This is a genomic window from Pontibacter vulgaris (assembly GCF_022758145.1).
Taxonomy (GTDB): domain Bacteria; phylum Bacteroidota; class Bacteroidia; order Cytophagales; family Hymenobacteraceae; genus Pontibacter; species Pontibacter vulgaris.
Map to the genome: position 1 here is coordinate 579,644 of NZ_JAJVDH010000003.1, position 24,472 is coordinate 604,115.

General features: G+C 45.4%; 18 protein-coding genes. 10 read left to right on the forward strand and 8 right to left on the reverse strand.

Annotated features, from left to right (window positions below; genetic code table 11):
• The first annotated feature begins 7 nt into the window (after positions 1 to 7).
• Positions 8 to 1,462: a glycoside hydrolase family 30 protein gene (locus LWP20_RS07790; RefSeq protein WP_242927561.1), complete on the forward strand. Its 1,455-nt coding sequence runs from the start codon at positions 8 to 10 to the stop codon at positions 1,460 to 1,462.
• A gap of 181 nt (positions 1,463 to 1,643) precedes the next feature.
• Positions 1,644 to 4,028 carry a glycoside hydrolase family 3 N-terminal domain-containing protein gene (locus tag LWP20_RS07795; RefSeq protein WP_242927562.1) on the forward strand — a complete coding sequence of 795 codons (2,385 nt, stop codon included), beginning with the start codon at positions 1,644 to 1,646 and terminating at the stop codon, positions 4,026 to 4,028.
• 135 nt (positions 4,029 to 4,163) lie between these two features.
• On the opposite strand, the gene LWP20_RS07800 is transcribed toward LWP20_RS07795, so the two are convergent.
• The 3 genes from LWP20_RS07800 to LWP20_RS07810 all read right to left on the reverse strand — a co-directional run bounded on the left by LWP20_RS07800 (position 4,164) and on the right by LWP20_RS07810 (position 9,458).
• Complete coding sequence (locus LWP20_RS07800) at positions 4,164 to 7,052, reverse strand: two-component regulator propeller domain-containing protein (RefSeq protein ID WP_242927563.1); 2,889 nt, start codon at positions 7,050 to 7,052, stop codon at positions 4,164 to 4,166.
• 246 nt (positions 7,053 to 7,298) lie between these two features.
• Positions 7,299 to 8,579, reverse strand: coding sequence for an erythromycin esterase family protein (locus tag LWP20_RS07805; protein ID WP_242927564.1), 1,281 nt, complete (start codon positions 8,577 to 8,579; stop codon positions 7,299 to 7,301).
• A gap of 144 nt (positions 8,580 to 8,723) precedes the next feature.
• Positions 8,724 to 9,458: a DUF4197 domain-containing protein gene (locus tag LWP20_RS07810; RefSeq protein ID WP_242927565.1), complete on the reverse strand. Its 735-nt coding sequence runs from the start codon at positions 9,456 to 9,458 to the stop codon at positions 8,724 to 8,726.
• Between the two features lie 65 nt (positions 9,459 to 9,523).
• Between LWP20_RS07810 and LWP20_RS07815 the strand changes: the two genes are divergently transcribed.
• The 5 genes from LWP20_RS07815 (at position 9,524) to LWP20_RS07835 (ending at position 14,388) form a co-directional block, all read left to right on the forward strand.
• Positions 9,524 to 10,783, forward strand: coding sequence for a competence/damage-inducible protein A (locus LWP20_RS07815; RefSeq protein ID WP_242927566.1), 1,260 nt, complete (start codon positions 9,524 to 9,526; stop codon positions 10,781 to 10,783).
• Positions 10,784 to 10,932: 149 nt separating this feature from the next.
• A complete protein-coding gene (locus LWP20_RS07820; RefSeq protein WP_242927567.1) occupies positions 10,933 to 12,267 on the forward strand; it encodes a dihydrolipoamide acetyltransferase family protein in 1,335 nt (444 codons plus the stop codon).
• Between the two features lie 232 nt (positions 12,268 to 12,499).
• Positions 12,500 to 13,015 (forward strand): hypothetical protein, encoded by a 516-nt coding sequence (locus LWP20_RS07825; RefSeq protein WP_242927568.1) that lies wholly within the window; start codon positions 12,500 to 12,502, stop codon positions 13,013 to 13,015.
• A 28-nt stretch (positions 13,016 to 13,043) separates the two neighbouring features.
• Positions 13,044 to 13,748 carry an SIMPL domain-containing protein gene (locus tag LWP20_RS07830; RefSeq protein ID WP_242927569.1) on the forward strand — a complete coding sequence of 235 codons (705 nt, stop codon included), beginning with the start codon at positions 13,044 to 13,046 and terminating at the stop codon, positions 13,746 to 13,748.
• Between the two features lie 46 nt (positions 13,749 to 13,794).
• A complete protein-coding gene (locus LWP20_RS07835; protein ID WP_242927570.1) occupies positions 13,795 to 14,388 on the forward strand; it encodes a hypothetical protein in 594 nt (197 codons plus the stop codon).
• A 611-nt stretch (positions 14,389 to 14,999) separates the two neighbouring features.
• On the opposite strand, the gene LWP20_RS07840 is transcribed toward LWP20_RS07835, so the two are convergent.
• Complete coding sequence (locus LWP20_RS07840; RefSeq protein ID WP_242927571.1) at positions 15,000 to 17,630, reverse strand: valine--tRNA ligase; 2,631 nt, start codon at positions 17,628 to 17,630, stop codon at positions 15,000 to 15,002.
• A 200-nt stretch (positions 17,631 to 17,830) separates the two neighbouring features.
• A complete protein-coding gene (locus tag LWP20_RS07845; RefSeq protein ID WP_242927572.1) occupies positions 17,831 to 18,181 on the reverse strand; it encodes a 4Fe-4S dicluster domain-containing protein in 351 nt (116 codons plus the stop codon).
• Between the two features lie 107 nt (positions 18,182 to 18,288).
• Here LWP20_RS07845 and LWP20_RS07850 point away from each other — a divergent pair, with 107 nt between their 5' ends.
• Positions 18,289 to 19,299, forward strand: coding sequence for an aldehyde dehydrogenase family protein (locus tag LWP20_RS07850; protein ID WP_242927573.1), 1,011 nt, complete (start codon positions 18,289 to 18,291; stop codon positions 19,297 to 19,299).
• Positions 19,300 to 19,457: 158 nt separating this feature from the next.
• On the opposite strand, the gene LWP20_RS07855 is transcribed toward LWP20_RS07850, so the two are convergent.
• On the reverse strand, positions 19,458 to 20,315 hold the full coding sequence (locus LWP20_RS07855) for a nucleoside phosphorylase (RefSeq protein ID WP_242927574.1): 858 nt from the start codon (positions 20,313 to 20,315) through the stop codon (positions 19,458 to 19,460).
• 270 nt (positions 20,316 to 20,585) lie between these two features.
• On the opposite strand from LWP20_RS07855, the gene LWP20_RS07860 reads away from it, so the two are divergent.
• A complete protein-coding gene (locus LWP20_RS07860; RefSeq protein ID WP_242927575.1) occupies positions 20,586 to 21,722 on the forward strand; it encodes a DmpA family aminopeptidase in 1,137 nt (378 codons plus the stop codon).
• The gene (locus LWP20_RS07865; RefSeq protein WP_242927576.1) at positions 21,706 to 22,548 is read left to right on the forward strand and encodes an aminotransferase class IV; all 843 of its coding nucleotides are present in this window, start codon (positions 21,706 to 21,708) and stop codon (positions 22,546 to 22,548) included. Before LWP20_RS07860 ends, LWP20_RS07865 begins: the two co-directional genes overlap by 17 nt.
• Positions 22,549 to 22,623: 75 nt before the next feature.
• Here LWP20_RS07865 and trhO read toward each other — a convergent pair whose 3' ends face one another.
• Positions 22,624 to 23,592 (reverse strand): oxygen-dependent tRNA uridine(34) hydroxylase TrhO, encoded by a 969-nt coding sequence (gene trhO / locus LWP20_RS07870; RefSeq protein WP_242927577.1) that lies wholly within the window; start codon positions 23,590 to 23,592, stop codon positions 22,624 to 22,626.
• 186 nt (positions 23,593 to 23,778) lie between these two features.
• Entirely contained in the window at positions 23,779 to 24,414 is a 636-nt protein-coding gene (locus tag LWP20_RS07875) for an acetyltransferase (protein ID WP_242927578.1), read from the reverse strand.
• Positions 24,415 to 24,472 lie beyond the last annotated feature (58 nt).

Sequence of the window (24,472 nt, forward strand, 5' to 3'; positions counted from 1 at the left end):
TAACAACATGAAATACTCTGCTGCGAACTATTTGCTGAAGCCCTGGATGCTGCTGCTAATGCTTCCTGCTTTTCTATCGTGCAAAAAGGAAATCTCTGAGAATAATACTGGAGACGGCAGAAAGGATATACAAACAACTGAGGAAGTGGCGCTTTGGCTTACTGACCCCGCTGTATCAATTCTGTTTCAGCAGCAAAACACTAAGCTTGCTTTTGGAGCTGTAGAAAACCAGCACCCGACCATCGACATCGACACCACAACCACTTACCAGACTATAGACGGGTTTGGCTATACTTTAACAGGTGGCAGTGCTATGCTCATCAACAAAATGTCTAAGTCTGCACGGGCCGCCCTGCTAGAGGAGCTTTTTGCTACAGATGGCAATAATATAGGCGTCAGCTTTTTGAGGGTAAGTATAGGCGCCTCTGACCTGGATAGCCGTGTTTTCTCTTATAATGATCTGCCTGCCGGGCAAACAAACCCTGAAATGACAAAGTTTAGTCTTGATCCGGATCGGGCAAACCTGATACCTGTGCTAAAAGAGATATTGGCTATTAACCCGCAAATAAAGATCATGGGCTCGCCCTGGTCCCCTCCGACCTGGATGAAGACAAACTACAACTCTAAAGGCGGCAGCCTGAAACCAGAGTTTTATGATGCTTATGCCAGATACTTTGTGAAGTATGTACAAGGTATGGCAGCTGAAGGGATTCGGATTGATGCGATAACGGTACAGAACGAGCCATTGCACCCCGGTAACAACCCTAGCCTACTGATGCCGGCCACGGAGCAGGCACAGTTTATTAAAAAAAGCTTAGGCCCTGCTTTTCAGGCTGCCGGAATTGCTACCAAGATCATAATCTACGATCACAATGCCGATCAGATAAATTACCCGATCAGCATTCTTAATGATCCGGAAGCCAGAAAGTATATTGATGGCTCTGCCTTTCACCTTTACGGAGGCTCCATTGATGCCCTGGAACATGTGCACCAGGCACATCCTGACAAGAATTTATACTTTACAGAACAATGGGTAGGTGCCCCAGGTAACCTTGCCGGCGATTTAGCCTGGCATACCAAAAACCTGACTATAGGCGCTACCCGCAATTGGTGCAAAACTGTGCTGGAATGGAATCTGGCAGCAGATCAGAACCAGGACCCACACACCGAGGGCGGCTGCACAGAATGCCTTGGAGCAGTTACTTTAAATGGAGGCATAACCCGGAACCCGGCTTATTACATCATTGCACACGCGTCCAAGTTCGTCAGGCCTGGCTCTGTAAGAATTGGCTCTAACTTGCCCGGCTCTTTGCCGAATGTGGCCTTTAAAACACCTAATGGAGATAAGGTCCTGATCGTTCTGAATGAAGGCCAGGCCGCTAAAAATTTCAACATCCGCTACAAAGGCAGAATAGTTACCACCACCCTGAATAAAGGGGCAGTTGGCACTTATATATGGTAAGACGCAAGGGCACATTAATCCGGCACGAAAAGAGTTTCAACGCTGGTAAGAGCAATCACTTCTGCTCTTTCGGGAAAGGATACAGGAAGTATAAAACCTTAAAGTTACCGGCTCAGCCAGAAGATTACCACCAGTAATACAGATAGAAAACAAAACGAATACCCAACAATAGACCAGCTACATGAAATTAAAAAATGTTACGCTCACAGCCGTGTTAGCTTATACTATACTTTCCGGTTGCCAGACACAGAAACCAGTAACCGCTCCTTCTGAAGAGTCAGCCGCTACTGCACAGTCAGACCGGAATGCATCGGAAATAGACAGGAAAATTGAAGACCTGCTCAGCAAAATGACGCTGGAAGAAAAAGTTGGCCAGATGGCACAGATTACACTGGACGTGGTAGGCAAAGGCGACAACAGGTACTCCAGCTACGAGCCGCTAAATCTGGACACAGTCGAGTTACGAAAAGCACTGGTTGATTATAAGATCGGCTCGGTGCTGAATACAGCTAACAACCGGGCGCGTACCCCGGAACAGTGGTACAAAATCATCAGCCAGATACAAGAGATGGCGATGAACAAAACGCGCATGAAGATTCCTGTTATTTATGGGTTGGACCAGATACACGGTGCTACTTATACGGCGGGTGGCACCATGTTTCCGCAGCAGATTGGCCAGGCAGCAAGCCGCAACAGAGAGCTGGTTAGACGTGGCGCCGAGATCACAGCATACGAAACCCGCGCCAGCTCTATTCCCTGGAACTTCTCTCCAGTGCTCGATCTTGCCCCGGACCCACGCTTTTCGCGCCAGTTCGAATCTTTTGGCGAAGACCCATACCTAACCTCAGAGCTGGGTGTACAAATGATCAAAGGCTATGAAGGTGATGACAACTCAATTGGCCATCCGGAGCATGTGGCTTCTTGTATGAAACACTTTCTGGGCTACCAGGTACCAACTTCCGGAAAAGACAGAACGCCAACCTATATCTCAGAAGAGGCACTTCGCGAATACCACCTGCCCTCTTTTAAGGCAGCCATAGAAGCAGGCTCTCAGACAATCATGATCAACTCCGGAATCATCAACGGGGTACCGGTGCACTCTAACCACGACATCCTGACCAAACTTCTGAAAGAAGAACTGGGCTTTAAAGGGCTGGTAGTAACTGATTGGGGTGATATCGAATACCTGCACACCCGCGACAAAGTAGCTGCCACTATGAAAGATGCCATTATGCTGGCCATCAATGCAGGTGTGGACATGTCGATGATTGCGTACCAGTATGAGCCTTTCTGCAACGGCCTGGTAGAACTGGTTAAAGAAGGTAAAGTAAAGCAGGAGCGAATAGATGACGCTGTTCGTCGCATACTTCGTGTAAAGTATAACCTGAACCTGTTCGAGAAACCAACTACCGACCCGAAAGACTATCCTAAATTTGCCAGCAAAGAACATGAAGACGCGGCATACCAGATGGCTGCCGAATCTATCACGCTGCTCAAAAACGAGAACAATGTACTGCCTCTGAAAAAGGGTACGAAAGTGCTGGTAACCGGCCCGAATGCCAACAGCATGCGCACTCTGAACGGTGCCTGGACTTACTCGTGGCAGGGCGAGAAAGTAGAAGAGTTTGCAGGCAAGTATAACACCATACTGGAGTCTGTGCAGAAAGAGATTGGCGCTGGCAACGTAACCTATGTACCGGGCGTGAGCTACAAAATGGACGGCTTTTACTACGACGAGTTTGCCGACAAAATGGACGCTGCAGTGGCAGCCGCCAGAAAATCAGACGTAATTATACTTTGCCTGGGTGAAAATACCTCTACTGAAACTCCCGGTAACATCAACGACATCTACATTTCTGACCTGCAAACAGAGTTGGCCAAAAAGCTGGCAGCCACAGGTAAACCGGTCATACTTGTACTGAACGAGGGCCGGCCGCGCGTGATCAGCCGCTTTGAGCAGCAAATGAAGGGAATTGTTCAGATTTACCAGCCAGGTAATTATGGTGGCGACGCACTGGCTGATGTGTTGTTCGGCGATGTAAACCCATCCGGCAAATTGCCTTACAACTACCCGCGTTACCCAAATGCCCTGGTACCTTTTATACACAAACCATCTGCAGAGCAACGCAAAGCGGAAGGCGTTTATAACTACGAGGCCGACTACAACCCGCAGTACGAGTTCGGCCACGGCCTGAGCTACACTTCGTTCAAGTATGCCAACCTTACCCTTGGCAAAGAAAGTGTGCAGATGAATGAGCCGATCAATGTAAGCATCCAGGTTACCAATACAGGCAAACGGGTTGGCAAAGAAGCAGTACACCTTTATACTTCTGACTTATATGCTACTGGCATTACACCGGATGTGAAACGCCTTCGCCGCTTTGAAAAAATAACTTTGGAACCAGGGGAAAGCAAAACACTCTCCTTTACCTTAACTGCTGATGATCTGAGTTATATTAACCGTGATGGCAAAAAAGTAACGGAAGCCGGCGAATTCGAGATCAGAATTGGCGACCAGGTAAAGAAGTTTATGCTTCTGGGCAATAATACAATTGGAAAAAACTAACCCTTATACTTTAAACCCCAACGTACTTTAAGCTGCATGTATAGTTGCTGAATAGGTGAGAGATTTGTAAGCAACTCAAATAAAAAGGGATAAGCCTGAAGTGGCTTATCCCTTTTTATTTGAGTATAAATGTGTTTAATATTTAAGTATAGACTCTGTAAGACTCACATCCTGGTCCAGGTTCATCTTTTTCCTGATGCGGTACCGGCTTGTTTCTACGCCTCTAAGCGAAAGCTTTAACAGAGAGGCTATTTCTTTGCTGGACAGGTTCAGGCGTAAATACGCGCACATTTTCAGGTCTTTTTGTGTCAGATCCGGATAGTCAATGCTCAGACGTTTTAAGAAATCCTGGTGCACCTGGTTAAAATGCGCTTCAAACTGCTCCCAATTGTTCTCAATCTTTATTTCCTCATCCACCGATCGTAAGATTTTCCTCAGCTGGTGCCGGGTTTCTTTATCAGAAACCTGCTCCATTACCTCTTCCAGCTGGTTCTTTACTTTATAAACAGCCTCCATGTTCTGCATCACGTGCATCGCCGAAGACGACAGTTCTCTCGATTTATGATTGAGTTCGTGCTCAAGTTTTTCGTTATTCAGCCGGATAATTTCCTTCTCTGCTTTCAGTACTTCTTCTTTGTGCTGTGCTTCTTTGAGTTTAAGGGCTTTTTCCTGCTCCTGTTGCAGCTGTTCCTCCGCTCTCCTGATGCGTATTTTGATTATCTTTCTCAATAAGAAAATTGCAAAGACACCAAGCAGTGCATACACCATATAAGCCCAGGCAGACCGGTACCAAGGGGGCAATATCCTGAAAGTATAAGTTGCCTCTTCGCTCTCCTGGTTATAAATGTTACGCGCTCTTACATGGAAAGTATAAGTGCCTTCTCTTAAACTGGTATATTCTTTCTGCAGGGCATTCGTCCACGGTGACCAGCCTTCATCAAACCCCTCGAGGTAGTATTGGTACTGCACATGTTCAATACCATCATAAACAATGGCCCCATACGTGAATTTAAGCGAATTAAACTTGTACAGAAAGGATGACACTTGTTTTGCGCCAGATTCCTGCCCTGGGTTAGCGCCACCGTAAACAAGTGAATCGGTGGCCTGTGCCGTAACTTTTACCTGCCGTACCAGCACATTGAATTTATCTTCCAGGATATTATTCTGCAGAAAAGTAGGCCGATAGTGCACGAAACCTTCATCTATACCTATCAGCACATGCTGGTTATTATAATAAGCCAGGTGTTCAAAGCCACCAACCAGTTTGCCTTCCAGTTTATTAAAAACGTTTTTAATTGTTTCGTAGCTACCGTTGCTGAGTTTCCGGATAAAGCCCATTTCATTACCTGCCGAAAACCAGATATTTCCTTCCTTATCTTCAACAAGTTTGCGTACTTGTTTGGTCTTATCGAAGTGCTTATTCAGCTCATCGTAAATTTCAAACCGGTCGGTGCTTTTATTGTAAGTATAAACTCCGCTCAGGCCGGTAAAAACCAGCCTCCCGTTTATTTTAAATACATTGATACCTAAATCAGATGGAAAGCCATGCTTCTGGTTATAAAAACTGACCTTGTCGATCTTCTGCAGGTTATCAGCTAACTTAAGTTTGAACAAACCAACATACCCGTGCGCAACCCAGATGTTTCCATCGCTGTCTTCTTCCATTATCCGCGCTGATGTGTTGAACCCCTCCAACTTGCGCTGAAACACTAGCTGGCCATTCACCATTTTGTAGAGCAGCAAGCCATAGTAAGTGCCACATACCATATATTCCGGATGCTTTTTGAGCTGCATAAACATCCAAGAACCTTGGTGCTCCGATAGCTTTACGGCCTTGTTATCGATTATTTCAAAAGGACCTTTATGATGAGACAGCAGAAGCTTGCCATTTATTTTCTGCAGATTGTATACCTGCCCCTCCGAATTTGCAATGCCTTGAAGCGGTATGGGATTAAGGGGGTTTTCCTGCGCAGATACTTGTTTATAAAAAAGCCCGTCGCTGGTACCAAGGTATAACTTGTTGTTATCAAATAACGAAGTATAGGCCGTTCCCGGCACTCCCATACGGGTATCAAAAAGTGTAAAAGGAGAATTTGATTCTATAAAATCTATACCGTTGTTAAGCGCCAGCCACAGGTTGCCTTTCTTATCCTGGTAAATGCTGCGGACTGTACTGTTCTGTAGCCCCCGCTCGCGGTTAAGGTGCTGGCGTGGTATGCCATCTGTATCAATTATAAGGATACCGTTCAAGGTGGTGCCAATTGCGTAACCCTCAGTTAGCGTTGTGGCGATGTTTATTTTATTTTTCTTAAGAAAATCTTCTATGCCCCAGTTGCTCTGGCTAAAGCCACTGTACTCATCATAAATAAAAATGCCATTTTCTTCGGTAAGAATGAGGGCTTTACCGCCCGGGTAGGGAAGTATGGAGGCTATACTATAGGATGCAATTTTCTCACTGCCGGGTACATGTGTTAGCTTTTCATCCCTTAACTCATAAAGCCCTTTACCCAGAACCGGCACAAAAAACCGGCCTTGTACATAAAAAGGAAAACCAGATGGGTCAGCTGGTGCCCGGTATACTTTTACCTTTTCGTTCTTATAGTGATAAATCCCGGATACTGTACAAAAGAAAACTTCATCGTCGTGGGTATAAATGTTCCATACATCGGCAAAGTTACGATCATCGCCTTTGATGGCATTTTTAAGCGAAACAAACGCCATCATGCCCTGCTTGTCAGGCTGCAGGTAGCCAAAATCGTTCTGGCCACCAACATATACCCTACCGGATTTACTTATAGCAAGCGACCTTACAATGGATCTGTTTGGAAGCCCTAACAGACGCCAGTAATTACCATCAAACTCCAGCACACCATAATTGTTACCGAAGTACATAATGCCTCTATGGTCCTGCACTACAGACCAGTTTTGAGGTGATGCCTGGTATTCTGTAAGTTTATAATTTCGAATGTAAGGGATACCCTCATTCCTAACCTGAGCCGATACAGACAGGCTGAAGAGGAGCATAAGAAAAAGAAATACACAATATTTTTTCACAAGACGGAGATTCCCAATTATTCACTTTAAATATCAGAAATCCACCGCTTATTTCAAACTTAAACAATAAAGTCCTCAGCCAGCCGTGTTTTTATACTTGGTATTTTGCTTATTTAACTTACTAACTGGCATTACTTTTTCCCATAATAAAGTCCCTGCACAAAACATAAAAGTTTTGCTCAGGGGCTTTAGTAATTATAGTTATACATTACCTTATTAATAATTCCACGGGTACAGTTCGGGTTCTTCGGTTCCGCGCGGTTTCATGTGCAACGGGTGTACGGCTTCTGTTTCATCAAAATAAATGAAAGCATCGTAGCGGGCCGGTATAATAGTAGGTACATAGTTGCCAAATTGCTCATACTTGGGGTCGTATACAACACCAATGGCACGGTGTCCGATGTGCTTTTGCAGTTCAGGAATCTCCTGCAGGTCTTTGCTAAGTATGATCTTATCATCGGTGCTGAGCTGGTGCAACATAGCTTCCCAGCTACCAGGTTTTGCAGGCGGCACGTCCATTTTCTGCATCGGGGCGCCCCACGATTTACCTGCGATCACACTGCCCTGGTAAGAGCCGAAACCAACCAGCTTCACCTGGTGAATTCCATACTTTTCGCGGGCCAGCTGGCCAATGTTTACCATGCCATCGTTTGCCATATCGGTGGCGCTGGCATCGCCAATGTGGGTGTTATGTTCCCAGATAATTGCTTTTGAATCGGGCCCATGAAGCTCCAGCAGGCGGTCCAGGGTTTCCATCATGTGCCTGTCGCGCACATTCCAGGAGCTGGCCCCTCCCCTAACCATAGCACGATAATACTTTTCTGCGTTTACAGCTACCAGCGCATTCTGTTTGGTATTGAAATCATACTCTGCATCGTCTGTATACTTTGGCTGGCGTTGTATGCGCTGCAGCATCTCGATCACTTCATGCTCACAATCTGTGGGCACAAAAGCAGTTGCCTGGGCGTAAACCTGTGGATCGCGGTTAAACGGCTCGAAACAGTTAATGGCATTACGGGCTGCTTCTGCCGCCTGCCCATCGTTCTTATCCAGAAAACGTACGATCTGCTCCAGCGACTCCCACAAACTATAAACATCTAAACCATAAAAACCGGCTTTTTCCTGTACCTGCCGCAGATTATTATACTCCCGCATCCATTCTATCAGGGCTGCTACCTCCCAGTTTGCCCACATCCAGGTTGGCCAGCGGCGGTAAACCTGCAACACATCGGCAATCTTACTACCCGAGTTCTGGTATCCTTTTATGAAACGGTTAACTGCATAACACTCCGGCCAGTCGCCTTCAACTGCTATAAAATTAAAGCCCTTTTCCTGTATCAATCTTTTTGAAATGGCAGTGCGCCAGGAATAATATTCTGATGTACCATGCGAGGCTTCTCCCAACATCACAACACGGGCACTCCCAATCTCCTCAATCAGCACATCCAGGTCTTTTTCTTTGGTGATGGGGCGGTATTTTAATTGTTTGTTTTCCATAGTTTTAGGCGCGCAACAAGCTAATTTGCAGGGTTTTAAACAGTGCTGTATTTTACTTTCTTTTAGCCTGTAATGTTTTCACAAAAAAGCCCGCTATACTTTTAAAGTATAGCGGGCTAAGCTTAAAGTATAAAAACTGAGGGTCTACGACTGATTCTCTCTCGTGAAAACGCGGCGAAGCAACTCTGTAGTTCGGGCAATCGGGTTCTCACGGATGTTGGCTTCTTCCTGCGCCACAAGTAAGAACAAACCATCAATAGCCTTTTGGGTCGCATACTCTTTCAGATCGGGGTTTGCTTTCTGCACCAACGGAATGCGGTTATACTGGTTTACAAGCTCGGTGTAATATTTTGTAGCATTGGTCTTATCAAGCGACTGCTGCACCACAGGCATAAAAGCGTTGCGCAGCTGGCTCGATGTAGTGCGCTTCAGGTACTGTGTGGCGGCATCCTTATCGCCTTTCAGAATTCCCCAGGCATCCTGTATTGTCATTTGCTTGATGGCACTTATAAAAATAGGCACAGCACTTTTGGCTGCGTCTTCAGCCCCACGGTTAAGCGTAAGTATAAATTTATCAACTTCATTGCCTAAACCTACTTTCCTCAGTGTAGTTTCCACGCGCTGCACATCCTGCGGAAAAGGAATGCGAATAAGGGAATTTCTATAATAACCATCTGTTTGAGATGCTTTGCCCGCACCACTTTTTATACCTACCTCCAGTGCCTGCCGCAGGCCGGCGGCTACTTCACTCTGCGTTACGGGTACTCCGGTAGCAGTGCCGGCAAGCACATCGTCTACGGAGCGTTGCACATCAGCCACAGTGCAGGCACTGGCACTTAAAGCCAAAGCCAAAAAAGAAGTGTAAACTAGTTTTTTCATATTTCAGAACATCTTTAACTTGATACAGTTTAACAAACCTACGCACAAATCAGACCAAAATATACATGAAAGCGGTAAACGCAGAAATCATTACCATCGGCGACGAAATATTGTTCGGCCAGATAGTAGATACCAACTCCGCCTGGATGGGCACTGAGCTTACTAAGATAGGTATCCGGGTAAATCAAATAACATCCATATCAGACAATGCCGGGCATATTGTAGCCGCACTGAACGAAGCAAAAAAACGTGCTGATATTATACTTATTACCGGCGGTTTAGGACCAACTAAAGACGACCTGACCAAAGATGTGCTCACTGCTTATTTCCATACGGAGCTAAAACTACACGAGCCATCGCTGGCGGATATTGCAGAAATTTTTAAAGCACGCGGACGAGAGGTAACAGAACTAAACAGGCAACAGGCATTTTTACCAGCAAACTGCACCCCAATCCGTAATGTACTGGGCACAGCACCAGGTATGTGGTTTGAACAGGAGGGCAAAGTATACATTTCGATGCCAGGCGTGCCTTTCGAAATGAAGCGCATGATGACAGATATTATACTTCCCAAACTCAAAGCGCATTTCAAAACACCGGAGATCATCCATAAAGTTATCCAGACCACGGGCATTGCCGAATCTATACTTGCTGCTAAAATAGAGGACTGGGAAAATAAGCTGCCTGCACACATAAAATTGGCTTACCTGCCGCACCTGGGCGGTGTTCGCCTGCGCCTTACGGGCCAGGGAGATGATGTGGCTATACTTGAGCAGCAAATTCAGGAGCAGGTCGAAAAACTTTCACACATCATACCAAATTATATTTTTGCCTATGGCGAGGTGTTGCTGGAGGCTGCCGTTGGCGAATTGCTGAAAGCAAAAGGACTAACTATAGCTACCGCCGAAAGTTGCACAGGAGGTTACCTGGCGCATAAGATAACAAGTATTAGTGGCAGCTCGGCGTATTACCAGGGAAGTATAATTGCCTATCACAACGAAGTAAAAATCCGGGAGCTGAATGTAAAACCTGAAACCCTGCAGCAGCATGGCGCCGTAAGTGAAGCCACTGTGCGTGAAATGGCAGAGAACATTCGTTTAAAATTTAAGACAAGTATAGGGGTTGCTACCAGTGGCATTGCCGGCCCCGATGGTGGCACGCCCGAAAAACCTGTTGGCACCATCTGGATAGCGTATGCAGATAAAGAAAAAACCGTAGCCAAGCTTTTGAACTTTAATAAAGACAGGTTACTCAACATCGAATACACCGCATTGGCTGTCTTAAACCTCATCCGCCAAAGTTTAACCAGAACCGTTGAGGAATAGGCCAAAATCATTAACTTTGTTTCAAATTAGACATCTAGTATATAGATGTTAGATAATAGACTCTTGGATAAGTAATGTAATACTGAGTTTCTGATTCGGTCTAGAATCTAACTTCTAATATCTAATATCATAGAAATCAACAACAAAATATGGCACTTGTAGAAATGGTTATGCCCAAGATGGGCGAGAGTATCATGGAAGGTACCATTCTGAAATGGCTCAAAAATGTGGGTGATACCATTGAGCAGGACGAATCGGTGCTGGAAGTGGCTACAGATAAAGTGGATACTGAAGTACCTGCCATACAAGGCGGTGTGCTAAAGGAGATATTGGTGAAAGAAGGTGATGTTGTAGCCGTAGGCGCTACTATTGCCATTATCAGCACGAATGGCGAAGAAACTGCCACGCCAACTGCCACCGAAGCTCCTGCCGCTCAGCCACAGGCTGCACCTCAGCAAGCCGAACAAGCAGTAAGCGCTGCTCCTGCAGCCAAGCTCGACCAGCCAGCTTCTGGCCGTTTCTATTCACCATTAGTACTTAACATTGCCCGCGAAGAAGGTATTTCGATGCAGGAACTGGAGTTTGTACCAGGCACAGGCAGCGAGGGTCGTGTTACGAAAAAAGATATATTGGCTTATGTTGAGAACCGTGGAAACGCGCCTCAGCAAGCTGCTGCTCCTCAGGCTCCTGCTGCGGTAGCACCTCAGGCAGCTCCTGTTGCACAACCACAGGCAGCTCCAACACCTGCCGTAAAACCGGCTGCATCTTTTGGCGGTAACGTCGAGATCATCGAGATGGACCGTATGCGCAAAATGATTGCCGACCGAATGGTTGACAGCAAGCGCATTTCGCCACACGTTACCTCTTTTGTAGAAGCGGATGTTACAAATCTGGTGAACTGGAGAAACAAGTGGAAAGATGTTTATAAGAAGCGCGAAGGCGAGAATTTGACCTTCACTCCTATCTTCATTGATGCGATTGCCAAGGCGATCAAAGATTTCCCGATGATCAATGTTTCGGTAGATGGTGGTACCATTATCCGTCACAAAGACATAAACATTGGTATGGCAGTAGCTTTACCAAGTGGAAACCTGATCGTGCCGAACATTAAGAATGCGGACCAACTGAACCTAAATGGCCTGACCAAGAAAGTGAACGACCTGGCAAACCGTGGCCGTATGAACAAACTGACCCCGGACGATCTGGCTGGCGGTACATATACTGTTTCTAACGTAGGTTCTTTCGGTAACGTAATGGGTACGCCTATTATCATGCAGCCGCAGGTTGCTATTATGGCTGTTGGCGCTATTAAGAAAAAGCCTGCAGTTATCGAAACTCCTGAGGGCGATTTGATCGGTATCCGCCACTTCATGTTCCTGTCGCACTCTTACGACCACCGCGTTGTAGATGGTTCATTGGGTGGCATGTTCGTGCGCCGCGTAGCAGATTACCTGGAAAACTTCGATATCAATACAACAATCTAAAGTATAATATCAGTCAAGTATAAAAGCCTGCTGCAGAAATGTGGCAGGCTTTCTTTTTGGCTATAGTTTTATACATATTCCAGCTTTCGCTCTCAGGACACGAGTGAGAGCATTCCCAGGTAAATCCTACCGATTTATAGTAGCGTAAAACATATCTTTTTGGTAATATTAAAAGTATAAACTAAGGCTGTTATAAGTATAACGGCAAGTATAACTCAACTTAAGCAAAACTATGAGAAGCATATTACCCTGGCTCTTAGCGGCCATTTTCCTGTTTATGGCGGTGTATTTTTACTGGCAGAAAAACGAAGCCGAAAGCAGACAAGCCATTGCCGATAAGCAAGTAGAGAAGATTGATGAAAAACTGGAGCAAAAAGATGAAACAGTAGACTCGCTGGAAGAAATGGTAATGCCACCTGATACAATGGAAATGGTGCCTCCGGGCGGTGCAGCCTTTGTAGATGAATTGGGCAGCCTGAGCGAAAGCGACATACAGAAACTACAGCGTAAAGGCCTGAAAAACCCGGAATCGGACCTGATGAACGACCTGAACCGCAAACAGAACCAGCTAATACCCGAAAAAGGCACCATGGGTGGCACCATGACCATACGAGACAGCCGTATCCTGAACGACCGTTATGCACTTGCCTATTATGAAGATGGCCACAACGGCGGTTACCTGCTGCTGAAGTATACTGTAAACAACGGAACTATAAACTGGACGGTGGTAGACAGCTCCAAACTATAACCAAACCAACCTTAACTTTTAGCCATACATGAAAATTAAACTTACGTTTATTCTGCTGTTGCTCTGCTTTATTGCTAAAGCCCAAACTGTTACACCTGAAAACCACATTGTAGTAATTGGCCATGCAACTATAGATGTGCCTGCCGATCAGGTAAAATTTTCTGTTACCCTACAAACTATAGATTCCACGAGCGTAGATAAAGTATACCAGTTACATAAAGTAAAAGAAGATAAGTTGGTAAAGCTATTACAGGCGCTTGCAATTCCGGCTTCCGATATAAAGTATTCTCTTTTATCAGTGAACAAACGACAGGATTACAACAACAGGAAAAGAGTAAGTTACTTTTCTGGTAATCAGTCAGTGGTATTTGTCCTAACCGATATGGCCAAGTTCTCTGAGCTTCAGACCCGATTGATAAATGATGGGTTTACTGATTTTTACAGCAACTTTACGTCGAGCGAATTGGAAAAGCGAAATACAGAAGTAATGGAAAAGGCCATAGAAGTTGCCCGCTCTAAAGCTCAGGTGATGGCCAAAGCAGCTGACCGGAAAATTAAACGCATCATAAAGGTAGCCGACACTGAAGATACAGACCCGGTTTTCAGGAACTATAATCAGTCTTATTCACTTGCTGAGCGGATCGAAACTAATTATAGCTCTGAACAGCTTATCAGGTACCCCCAAACTATAGCTGTTTCTGCGCAGGTAAAAGTAGTTTTCGAACTGAAATAACAGCACGAAATTTGAGAAAGGAAGTATAAACTATAAACATATACATATGCTATTGCTCAAGTTTATACTTCCCTTTCTATTTCCAATTCTGCCCGTACAGGTTGGTAATTTATTGTTAAAGCAGGATCTTGAAAAAGATCTGAAGCTGCTAAACAGCTCCTCTGTTTTTATCAGCGACAATACCTCTGCATCACCTTCGGTGCAAACTCTTGTGCACGATTTGCAGTTGTTTGGCGTGATAGCAACTATAGATTTAACAAACAGCAAGTATAGCAGCAGCTCACAGGGCAAGCATAAAATACAGAAATGGCAGTTTCAGGAAGGCAACATTAAAGCCATTTATCAGATAGAAACAAGTATAGCCCTGGATACTACGGTTACGCAACGCTACCTGGAAAGAGCTCCTACCCAACACCGCATCCAGAATAAATTCTTGTTCCGTACCTATGCGGTTTCCACTGCTGCAGATTCAGAACACTTATACTATATGACTGAAGCCGAGCAGGGACTATTGGAGTATAGGATAGGCACCCGCCAAATACAGGTAAACTATCCCGACAAAAAAGAAGGCCTTGATGATATTCTTCCTAAGATGGAAGAAGAGGTAAGTATAGTTCTAACTTCTGTATTGAAGGAGTAAAATATGACAAGCTTCATAGCTGAAGTATAAATTTACCCCAACACTCCCGGTAATTTTGGTTCTTGGATGAGTTGAAAGTATAAGTTTTATGTTGTCGTAATCCAGCCCCCTACCCCTCCTTGTTTAAGGAGGGGAGTTTTTACTGCCTTTCTTATAGTTACATTTATAGTTTTATGTTGGTGTGTAACATCCCCCTTCCCCCCCTTCAAAGGGGGAATTTCTGAATTTGCTATAGTTTGAAATTATTGTTCTATAGTTTACGATATTGAGCGGACAGGTCGCAACCTGTCCCTCCGGAATGGTATTGCAGGGAAAGCTAAGAGCTTATCAGTCTAAAGTATAAAAGTAGTTACTATCGAATTGATCTCAGTCTTCGGGCATCTCGGCCGTGAGCGCACCAAAGAAAACTATAAGACGGTAAGGAAGTAAAGCTCCCAGGATTAGACACAACTATGAAAGTATAGCTTGGTCGGGGAAGTATAGACTTCAATTATAGGACGTATAAGATTTCTCGGCTAACACTCAAAATGACATTAATAAGTCAACTATAAAACAACAGCGGCCGCTCTCCTAAGAAAGCGGCCGCTGTTGTTTTATAGCTAATCTATACTTTAGAGCGAAGCTAAACTCTGCTCAATCGCATTGATCTTGGCTTCGGCATCCGCCATTTTCTTACGCTCGTTGGCAATAACCGACTCCGGTGCACCACTCACAAAACGTTCGTTGCTAAGTTTTTTGCTAACCGACATCAGGAAGCCTTTGGTATACTCCAGTTCCTTCTGCAGGCGCTCACGCTCGGCAGCTACGTCAATGTTACCTTCCATCGGTATAAAGAACTCGTCGCCGGCTTCTACAAAGCTGATAGCGCCTTCCACATTTTCCTGCACAAAACTGATCTCGTTGATGTTCGCCAGCTTACGAATGATGCTCATGAAAGCTTCGTAGCCATCCTGGTTCATTACCTTTATAGACAGGTCAAGCGACTTAGTCTGCGGTATGTTCTTTGAGTTACGGATGTTACGGATGGCAGCCACAACTTTCAATACGCTGTCCATACGGGCGTTCAGGTTCTTATCAAACGTATCCTTCTTCGGCCATGCAGATACGATCAGGTACTCTTTATCTTTACGCTCTTTCAGGTCGTGCCAGATCTCTTCTGTGATGAATGGCATGAATGGATGAAGCACTTTCAGTACTCTTTCCAGGAAAGCTGTCGTAGCATCCAGTGTTTGCTTATCAATTGGCTGCTGGTAAGCCGGTTTGATCATCTCCAGGTAATTCGAGCAGAAATCATCCCACACCAGTTTATACACCGAAAGCAGCGCATCCGAAATACGGAACTTCTCGAAATGGTCTTCGATCTGGGCAAAGGCTTCGTTAAAGCGCGACTCAAACCATTTGATAGCTGTTTCGTTCGGGCATGGCAGGTTTTCGTCTACTTCCCATCCTTTTATCAACCGGAAGGCATTCCAGATCTTGTTGCTGAAGTTACGGCCCTGCTCAACCAGTTTCTCGTCAAACAACAAGTCGTTACCAGCCGGTGAGCTGAACAACATACCGGCACGAACACCGTCAGCGCCATATTGCTCGATCAGATCCAGTGGATCAGGTGAGTTGCCCAGCGATTTAGACATTTTACGGCCCTGAGCATCACGAACTATACCTGTCAGATACACATTCTTAAATGGCATCTCGTTACGGAACTCGAAACCAGCCATGATCATACGCGCCACCCAGAAGAACAAAATCTCAGGAGCAGTTACCAGATCGTTGGTTGGGTAATAGTATAGGATGTCCTTGTTATCAGGATCTTTAAAACCATCGAAAACAGAAATCGGCCATAACCACGACGAGAACCACGTATCCAGCACGTCTTCGTCCTGGTGCAGGTCGGTTAGTTGCAAGTCTGCGTTTCCGCTTTGCTTGCGGGCAAGTTCCAGCGCTTCTTCGGCAGTGGTTGCCACTACAAAAGAACCATCCGGCAGGTAATACGCCGGAATCTGCTGACCCCACCAAAGTTGGCGCGAGATACACCAGTCGCGGATATTCTCCATCCACGAGCGGTACATGTTCTTGAACTTTGGCGGATGCAGGCGTATCTGGTCTTCCATTACAGACTCCAGGGCCGGCTTTGCCATCTTATCCATTTTGCACCACCACTGCATCGACAAACGCGGCTCAATTACAGCACCGGTTCGTTCAGAAGTTTGCAGTACGCTTGGGTACTCATCTATTTTCACAAGAAGCTCAGCTTCCTGCAAATCTTTTACAATATTTCGGCGTGCAGCAAAACGATCCTGGCCAATGTATAACTGGGCTTTCTCGTTCAGCGTACCGTCGTTGTTCAGTATGTCGATAATCGGCAGGTTGTGCTTCTGGCCCAGTTCGTAGTCATTCAAATCGTGGGCAGGTGTTACTTTCAGCGCACCTGTACCGAAGTCTATACTTACATATTCATCCAGAATAATCGGGATAATCTTGCCCAGCAACGGAATGCGAACAGACTTGCCATGTAAATGCGTGTAGCGCTCGTCGTTTGGATTAACAGCCACGGCTACGTCGGCCATAATAGTTTCAGGGCGTGAGGTAGCTACGGTAATGTATGTTTTCTCGGCGTTGTCTGATACCACTTCATACTTCAGGTGGTACATTTTCGCCATTGTCTCCTTCGGAATTACTTCTTCATCAGAAAGGGCAGTTTTACCTTGCGGGTCCCAGTTTACCATGCGCACGCCACGGTAGATCTGGCCTTTGCGGTACAGGTCCACGAATACTTCGATAACGGCCGCCGACAGGTCTTCTTCCATCGTGAAGCGGGTACGATCCCAGTCACAAGAGGCGCCTAGCTTTTTAAGCTGCTCCAGAATAATGCCGCCATACTTCTCTTTCCACTCCCAGGCATATTTCAGGAACTCCTCGCGGGTAATATCTTTTTTCTCGATGCCACGCTCTTTCAGCATAGCTACCACTTTAGCCTCAGTCGCAATAGAAGCATGGTCGGTGCCCGGTACCCAGCAAGCCTCTTTGCCCTGCATACGCGCACGACGAATAAGCACATCCTGGATCGTGTTGTTAAGCATGTGGCCCATGTGCAGCACGCCTGTTACGTTTGGCGGCGGAATTACAATGGTGTAAGGCTCTTTATTCGGGTTTGGCTTAGAGCGGAAGAAGCCACGCTCCATCCAGCTGCTGTACCACTTTTCTTCTACTTCTCTGGGATTATATTTCTTTGCTATCGACATCTTGAACTATAAACTATGGTAAGCAAAATTAGGGAAATTTCTGAACCTTTGATTAAGAGGATCAGCAGGATTAATGATGATTTTAGTGTTAAATAACATAAAAGAACAACATTGGCAGCTTGAATCCTGGGCAATTAACGGTTACTGCATAAAAAAACCTGCCCTTTGTAGACAGGTTTTCAAATTGGTGTTTTTTATACTTATGCTTCCTGGTGCAACCAGCTTTTCTTAGCAAGCAATTCTTCTTCTGTCTCGCGGTAGTCCGGGTCGTCTACGCAGCAATCCACCGGGCAAACGGCCGCACACTGCGGTTCTTCATGGAAACCCATGCACTCGGTACACTTATCTGAAACGATGTAGTAATATTCATCTGAAATAGGAGTTTGTGGCGCATCGCCGGCAATAACCTCGCCGCCGTCAATTTCCACTTCTTTCAGCGCAGTACCACCGCCCCATGTCCACTCTGCACCGCCTTCGTATATAGCAGTATTAGGGCATTCTGGTTCGCAGGCACCACAGTTAATACATTCGTCAGTGATCATTATCGCCATAATCGTATCTCCTGTATATTTTTTATACTTTTGTATGTCTTATTTTCTAAACCGCAAAATTAGGAACATTAAGGCTGCCTATCAAATATTTTTACAAGCTATTTGCCATGACATTAGAGAACAGGATTGAAGCTTTCGTAGAGCTGGGACTAAGATTAAAAAAACTTACCCCCGATGAGCGCCAGATATGGGCCCGCATGGCCTCTGCTAAAAATAACTGGTTCAACGAAGAAAATGTTTCCTGTGCACTGCGCGGCATTGCCACCATGCTCGAAGAGCAGTACCTACGTGAGTGGATTTACCCCTATCACCTGAAACATGTGACGCCTAAAAAAGTAGGTGTGGTTATGGCAGGCAACATACCAATGGTCGGTTTTCACGATTTTTTATCGGTGCTGATGAGCGGGCATTACCTGAAGGCTAAACTAAGCTCTGACGATGAGGTGCTGATGAAAAAACTGGCAAGTATGCTGGTAGAAATAGAACCTGCATTTGCTAACCAGTTTGAGTTTGTAGATATGCTAAAAGATGCCGAAGCAATTATTGCTACTGGCTCAGATAATACAGCACGCTATTTTGAATATTATTTCGGAAACAGACCGCACATTATCCGGAAGAACAGAACAAGTATAGGTATACTTACCGGCCACGAAGAAGCCGACGACCTGGCAGCCCTTGGAGAAGATATTTTCCGTTACTATGGCCTTGGTTGCCGCAACGTTTCTAAAGTATTTGTGCCTGCAGGCTATACTTTTGACAAGTTTTTTGAAGCTAACCAACACCGCAGTACCATACTGGAGCACCACAAATACCAGAACAACTACGATTACAACAAATCGATACTACTGGTAAACCGCGTGCCACACTTCGATAACGGTTTTATGCTGGTGCAGCAAAGCGAAAACATGGTATCTCCTATTTCGGTTTTGTTCTATGATACGTTTAGTTCGCTTTCAGACCTGCGCCAGAAAATAAATGCTGTAAAAGACAAAACGCAGTGTATTGTTTCAGCGCATGGCTGGCTGGAAGGAAGTATACCATTTGGTGAAGCACAATGCCCGATGGTTTGGGATTATGCCGACGGTGTAGACACCATGGCATTTCTGCAGAAGCTGTAATTAGTTCTACTATAGAAATTATCGCCTTTGATGAGACATGGGGGATGACAAGTTTCCAGGAACGTTTTAGATGAACAAGAAGCTTAATAATAACTATAAAACAACACAGCCGGATGAATATGCTTCATCCGGCTGTGTTGTTTTATAAAGTATAAAGTTTAAATCCTCTCCAGCGTTTTTACGATCAGGCTGTCAATTACTTCTTCGGCATTAGGAGCGAACTGCTGCGTAATCCGGTTGGCAACTATAGCATTCAGCGACAACATTTCGTGGCCCAGCAAGCGGCCCATAGCATAATAACCGGCAGTTTCCATCTCAAAGTTTGTCAGTTTAAAATCGCACACGCTGAAATCCTGGTAAGTTTGCAGCAGGTTCTGGTTACGTAAACCGGCACGAAGCACCCGGCCCTGTGGCGCGTAAAAACCCGGACAGGTAAGTGTATTGCCCGGCACCATATCAAAAGCAATTTTATCGATGAGGCTCTTAGAACCATTTACACAATATGGTGTAAAGCCAATGCCTAATTGCTCTTTTAGCGCCTTCGTTATACTTTGTTCATTCTCATTTTGCTCCAGCGGATAAAACTCCATCAGCGAGTCCAGGCCTACGCTATAATGCGAAGCCAGATGGCTGCCCAGCGGAATAGATTCCTGCAACGAACCCGAAGTACCTACACGCACGATCTTCAGCGAAATTCGCTCCTCGTTTGGCTCGCGGCTCTGGAAATCAATGTTTACCAGGGCATCCAGCTCGTTCATCAGTATATCAATATTATCGGTACCCATACCTGTAGAAATAACGGTAATACGCTTGCCTTTGTAGTAGCCTGTATGCGTTACAAATTCGCGCTTTGCTACTTCTATTTCAATCTCATCGAAATACTTGCTCACCATGGGCACACGGTCCGGGTCGCCTACTGTAATAATGGTGTCGGAGATGTGCTCTGGTAAAAGGTTTAGGTGATAAACAGTTCCGTTTTTATTGATGATCAGTTCTGATTCTGGTATTGCAGCCATGGTTATAGTTAAATTTTGAAACAGGTATGACGCTATCCTGATTTATACTTTGCAGGTGCCGCAGGGTTCAAAATAAACATAACGGCAACAGAGGCAAAAGTAGGAAGCTTCCGGTACAAATACACGGTTAGCCTGATTTTCTTCTGTTATTGTGATTAAGTTAAACAGCAATATAAATGGCTGCTCTATCCCGTTTTGGCTAAGTAACTTACTCTGCTTGTTTGCTTTAAAATTTCTGTTACATTTACTTTATAAGTAATCTATATTCACATGAGGTCATTTTTAATATTGTTGCTGATGGTAAGTATGATTTCTCAGGTACGGGGCCAGGAGCGCAGGCGGGCCAGGGAATATGGCCTGAAGATAGGTGTACTGCCCACAGGCAAGTATAATGCGATTACCGATGTGCCAGGCGTGAAAGTGGGCCATACTACGCTTATCCAGGGCAACAATATTCGCACAGGTGTTACAGCCATACTTCCGCACGAAGGCAATCTTTTTCAGCATAAAGTACCAGCTGCCGTGTATGTGGGTAATGGCTTCGGTAAACTGGCCGGCAGCACACAGGTACAGGAACTGGGCAACCTCGAAACTCCCATTATACTTACAAACACACTAAGTGTAGGCACAGCCCTTAATGCTGTTGTAGATCATACTTTAAAACAGCCCGGCAACGAGGAAGTGCGTTCTGTAAATGCCCTTATAGGAGAAACAAACGACGGCTACCTGAACGACATACGAGGCAGGCATATATCCGAAACGCATGTAACACAAAGTATAAAACAAGCCAAAACCGGCGCCGTGGCCGAAGGCAATGTTGGTGCCGGAACAGGTACGGTTTGCTTTGGCTTTCAAGGCGGAATTGGCACCTCATCGCGCCGCCTCCCAGAAAAACTTGGAGGCTATACTATTGGCGTGCTGGTACAAACTAACTTTGGAGGTGTATTGCAGATAGATGGCGTTCCGGTTGGCGAAGAGTTAGGTCAGTATTTCCTGAGCCAGCAAATTAAAGACAGCGCCGATGGTTCGTGCATGATAGTTGTTGCCACCGATGCTCCGCTGGATGCCCGTAACCTGGAGCGATTGGCTAAGCGCGCCATGCTTGGTTTGGGTAAAACTGGCGGAATTGCCTCCAATGGCAGCGGAGATTATGTTATTGCTTTTTCTGCTAACCCTGCCATACGCGTTCCGCATACTTCATCCGATAAAACCCAGACAGGCACTTATCTCCGCAACGACGAAATATCACCGTTGTTTATGGCTGCGATAGAGGCCACAGAAGAAGCAATCATCAATTCTCTTTTTAAAGCAGAAACCATGGAAGGCGCAGACAACCATAAAGTGGAAGCCCTTCCGATAGATAAAGTCGTTAAGATCCTTAAAAAGCATCATGCAATCAAACCCTAAGCTTTTCGCCTATATTCATGGCAACATCCAGCCATTGGATACCGCCTTTCTTCATGTCAGCGATCTGTCTATTCAGCGCGGTTATGGTATTTTTGATTACTTTAAAGTACAGCAAAGCCAACCTGTTTTCCTGGATGATTACCTGGGCCGTTTTTACGAGTCGGCACGGCTGATGCAGCTAACAATTCCGCTGACAAAGGAAGCTTTACAGGATGTTATCCTGCAACTGATCGAGGTAAACAAGATGCCCCTATCCGGCATTAAAATGATCCTGACTGGCGGCTATTCGGCAAACGGTTACGACCCCGGAGAGCCAAATCTCATTATTATACAGCAGCCTCTCCTGTTGCCAACCCAGGAAATGATTGAAAATGGTATTAAGATCATTACCCATGAGTATGTGCGCGAAATACCAAGGGCCAAAACTATAAATTACTCGATGGGCATCAGGCTCATAAACCAGATAAATGCTTCTGGTGCCAGCGATGTGTTGTACCAGCAGCATGGTGTAGTAACAGAGTTTCCGCGCTGCAATTTTTTCATCGTTACCCAGGATAACACAATAGTTACCCCAGCCGAAGATGTGTTGTTGGGCATTACCCGCAAAAATGTACTTGCGGTGGCAGGTAAGAAGTATAAAACGGAGGAAAGAGCTGTAACTATGGAGGATGTTCACCAGGCGAAAGAGGCTTTCCTGACCAGTACTACCAAACGCATTTTACCTATCGTTCAGGTTGATGATGTGGTTATTGGCGCTGGAAAACCGGGAGAAGTTACACTCGGGCTACTTCAGGATCTGATAGAGCTGGAGCAGAAGCAACTATAGTTCAGAGATAAAACCGATATAAAACAAAAAAAGCGTGGCCAGCCGGCACACGCTTTTCTTGTTTTATGGGATATTTTATACTTGCACGTCTGATTTTTTGCGGCGGTTAAATCCTTTTAATGGGTTGTAACCGTTCATTTCTTTCTGGTAATAGCCGGTGCCGTCATATGGGCGTTTTTCAGGGTGGCTTTTGCATTCTGTAGAGCAGGCTCCTTCCAGTTCCCAGCCGCATTTCTTACAGATAGCCACATGCAGGTTACATACCGGGTTAGCACAGTTTACCATGCGGTCATCCTCAGTACCGCATACATAGCAGGTGGAGATCACTTTCGGGTTAACACTGTTCACATCCACAGCCACGCGGTTATCGAACACATAGCATTTGCCTTCAAAGTCTTCGCCGCCGGCTTCTTTGCCATATTTTATAATACCGCCATGCAGCTGATATACATCATCAAAACCCTGCTCCAGCAAAAAGGCGCTCGCTTTCTCGCACTTGATACCGCCAGTGCAGTAGGTTAGTATCTTCTTGTCTTTATACTTCTCCTTCAGCTCTGCCACCTTCTCCGGAAACTCACGAAAGTTCTCGATATCCAGGGTAACAGCATTCTTGAAACGACCAACATTATACTCATAATCTGAGCGAACGTCCAGCACTACCACATCGTCGCGGTCCTTCATTTCCCTGAATTCTTTTGGCTCCAGGTGCTTGCCGGTACGGGCATTCGGGTCTATGTGTAGCAGGCCGGAGTGTACGATCTCGGCTTTGGTACGCACGTGCATTTTTGTGAAGGCATGTGCATCCGACTCATCCACTTTAAAGTCGATCTTAGCGAATCGCGGATCAGCGTGCATCAGCTCCATGTACTTTTCACAGTCTTCTTTCAGACCGGAAACGGTACCGTTAAGACCTTCTTTTGAAACGATGATACGGCCAAGCAGATTCAGCTCAAGGCACATCAGGTGGTGTTGCTCACGGAAAACTTCCGGATCTGCTATCGGGGTGTAGCAGTAGTACAGTAGTATGCTGTATGGTTTGTTCATAACGGCTTAGTTTCAGCTAAGTGTTTTAATTGATTATTAGTTGTTGATTGTTAATTGAAGTAATGCCGAAAAGAAAAATCGACAATCATCAATTAACAATCAGTTTACAAAGCTATAGTTTACTTTTTTGACCTGAAATGACTTTTATCAGTTCGGCAGAATAACAGCAACTATACCTATAAAAGTTTACTTAATGGCTGCGGCCGGGTTTCCGAAGACAGTGGCTTTAGCTGGCACATCGGCCACTACTACCGAGCCGGCACCCACGCGTGCATTCTTTCCGATCTTAACGCCAGACACAATAACCGCACCCGAGCCTATAAACGCGCCTTCTTCTACCTTTACTTCAGAGTTGATGATAGCACCTGCACCGATCTGTACAAAATCAGCGATTTCAGCGTTTGTATCAACCAACGCTCTGGACTGGATAACGCAGTTGTCGCCGATCTTAGCATTGTTATTGATGATAGCACCAGCTGCCACCATGTTACCATGACCCAGCCATGCATACTCTGATACCGAGCTGAATTTATGAATAGCATTTACCGGAACCACTTTATACTCGTCCTTTAGCATGTTTATGAGGCCTTTGCGGGCAGCTGAATCTTCTACAGCCACAAACACATCGCACTTTTTACCTATCAGCTTCAGAAACTCGCCATCTTCGGTACTGCTCATTACCGACACATTGTTAATTTCCTGCTGCTGCAGGTTTTTGCTGTCATCGAGGAAACAGTATACTACTACACTGTTGCTGTTGAAAATATCTAAAGCGGCTGTACCCAGTTGCTGGGCACCCAATATAATTACAGGATTCTGCATAGCTTATTTCAAATAAGGTGCAAAGGTACGAATAAGTGATTGAGATTTAAAGTATGGT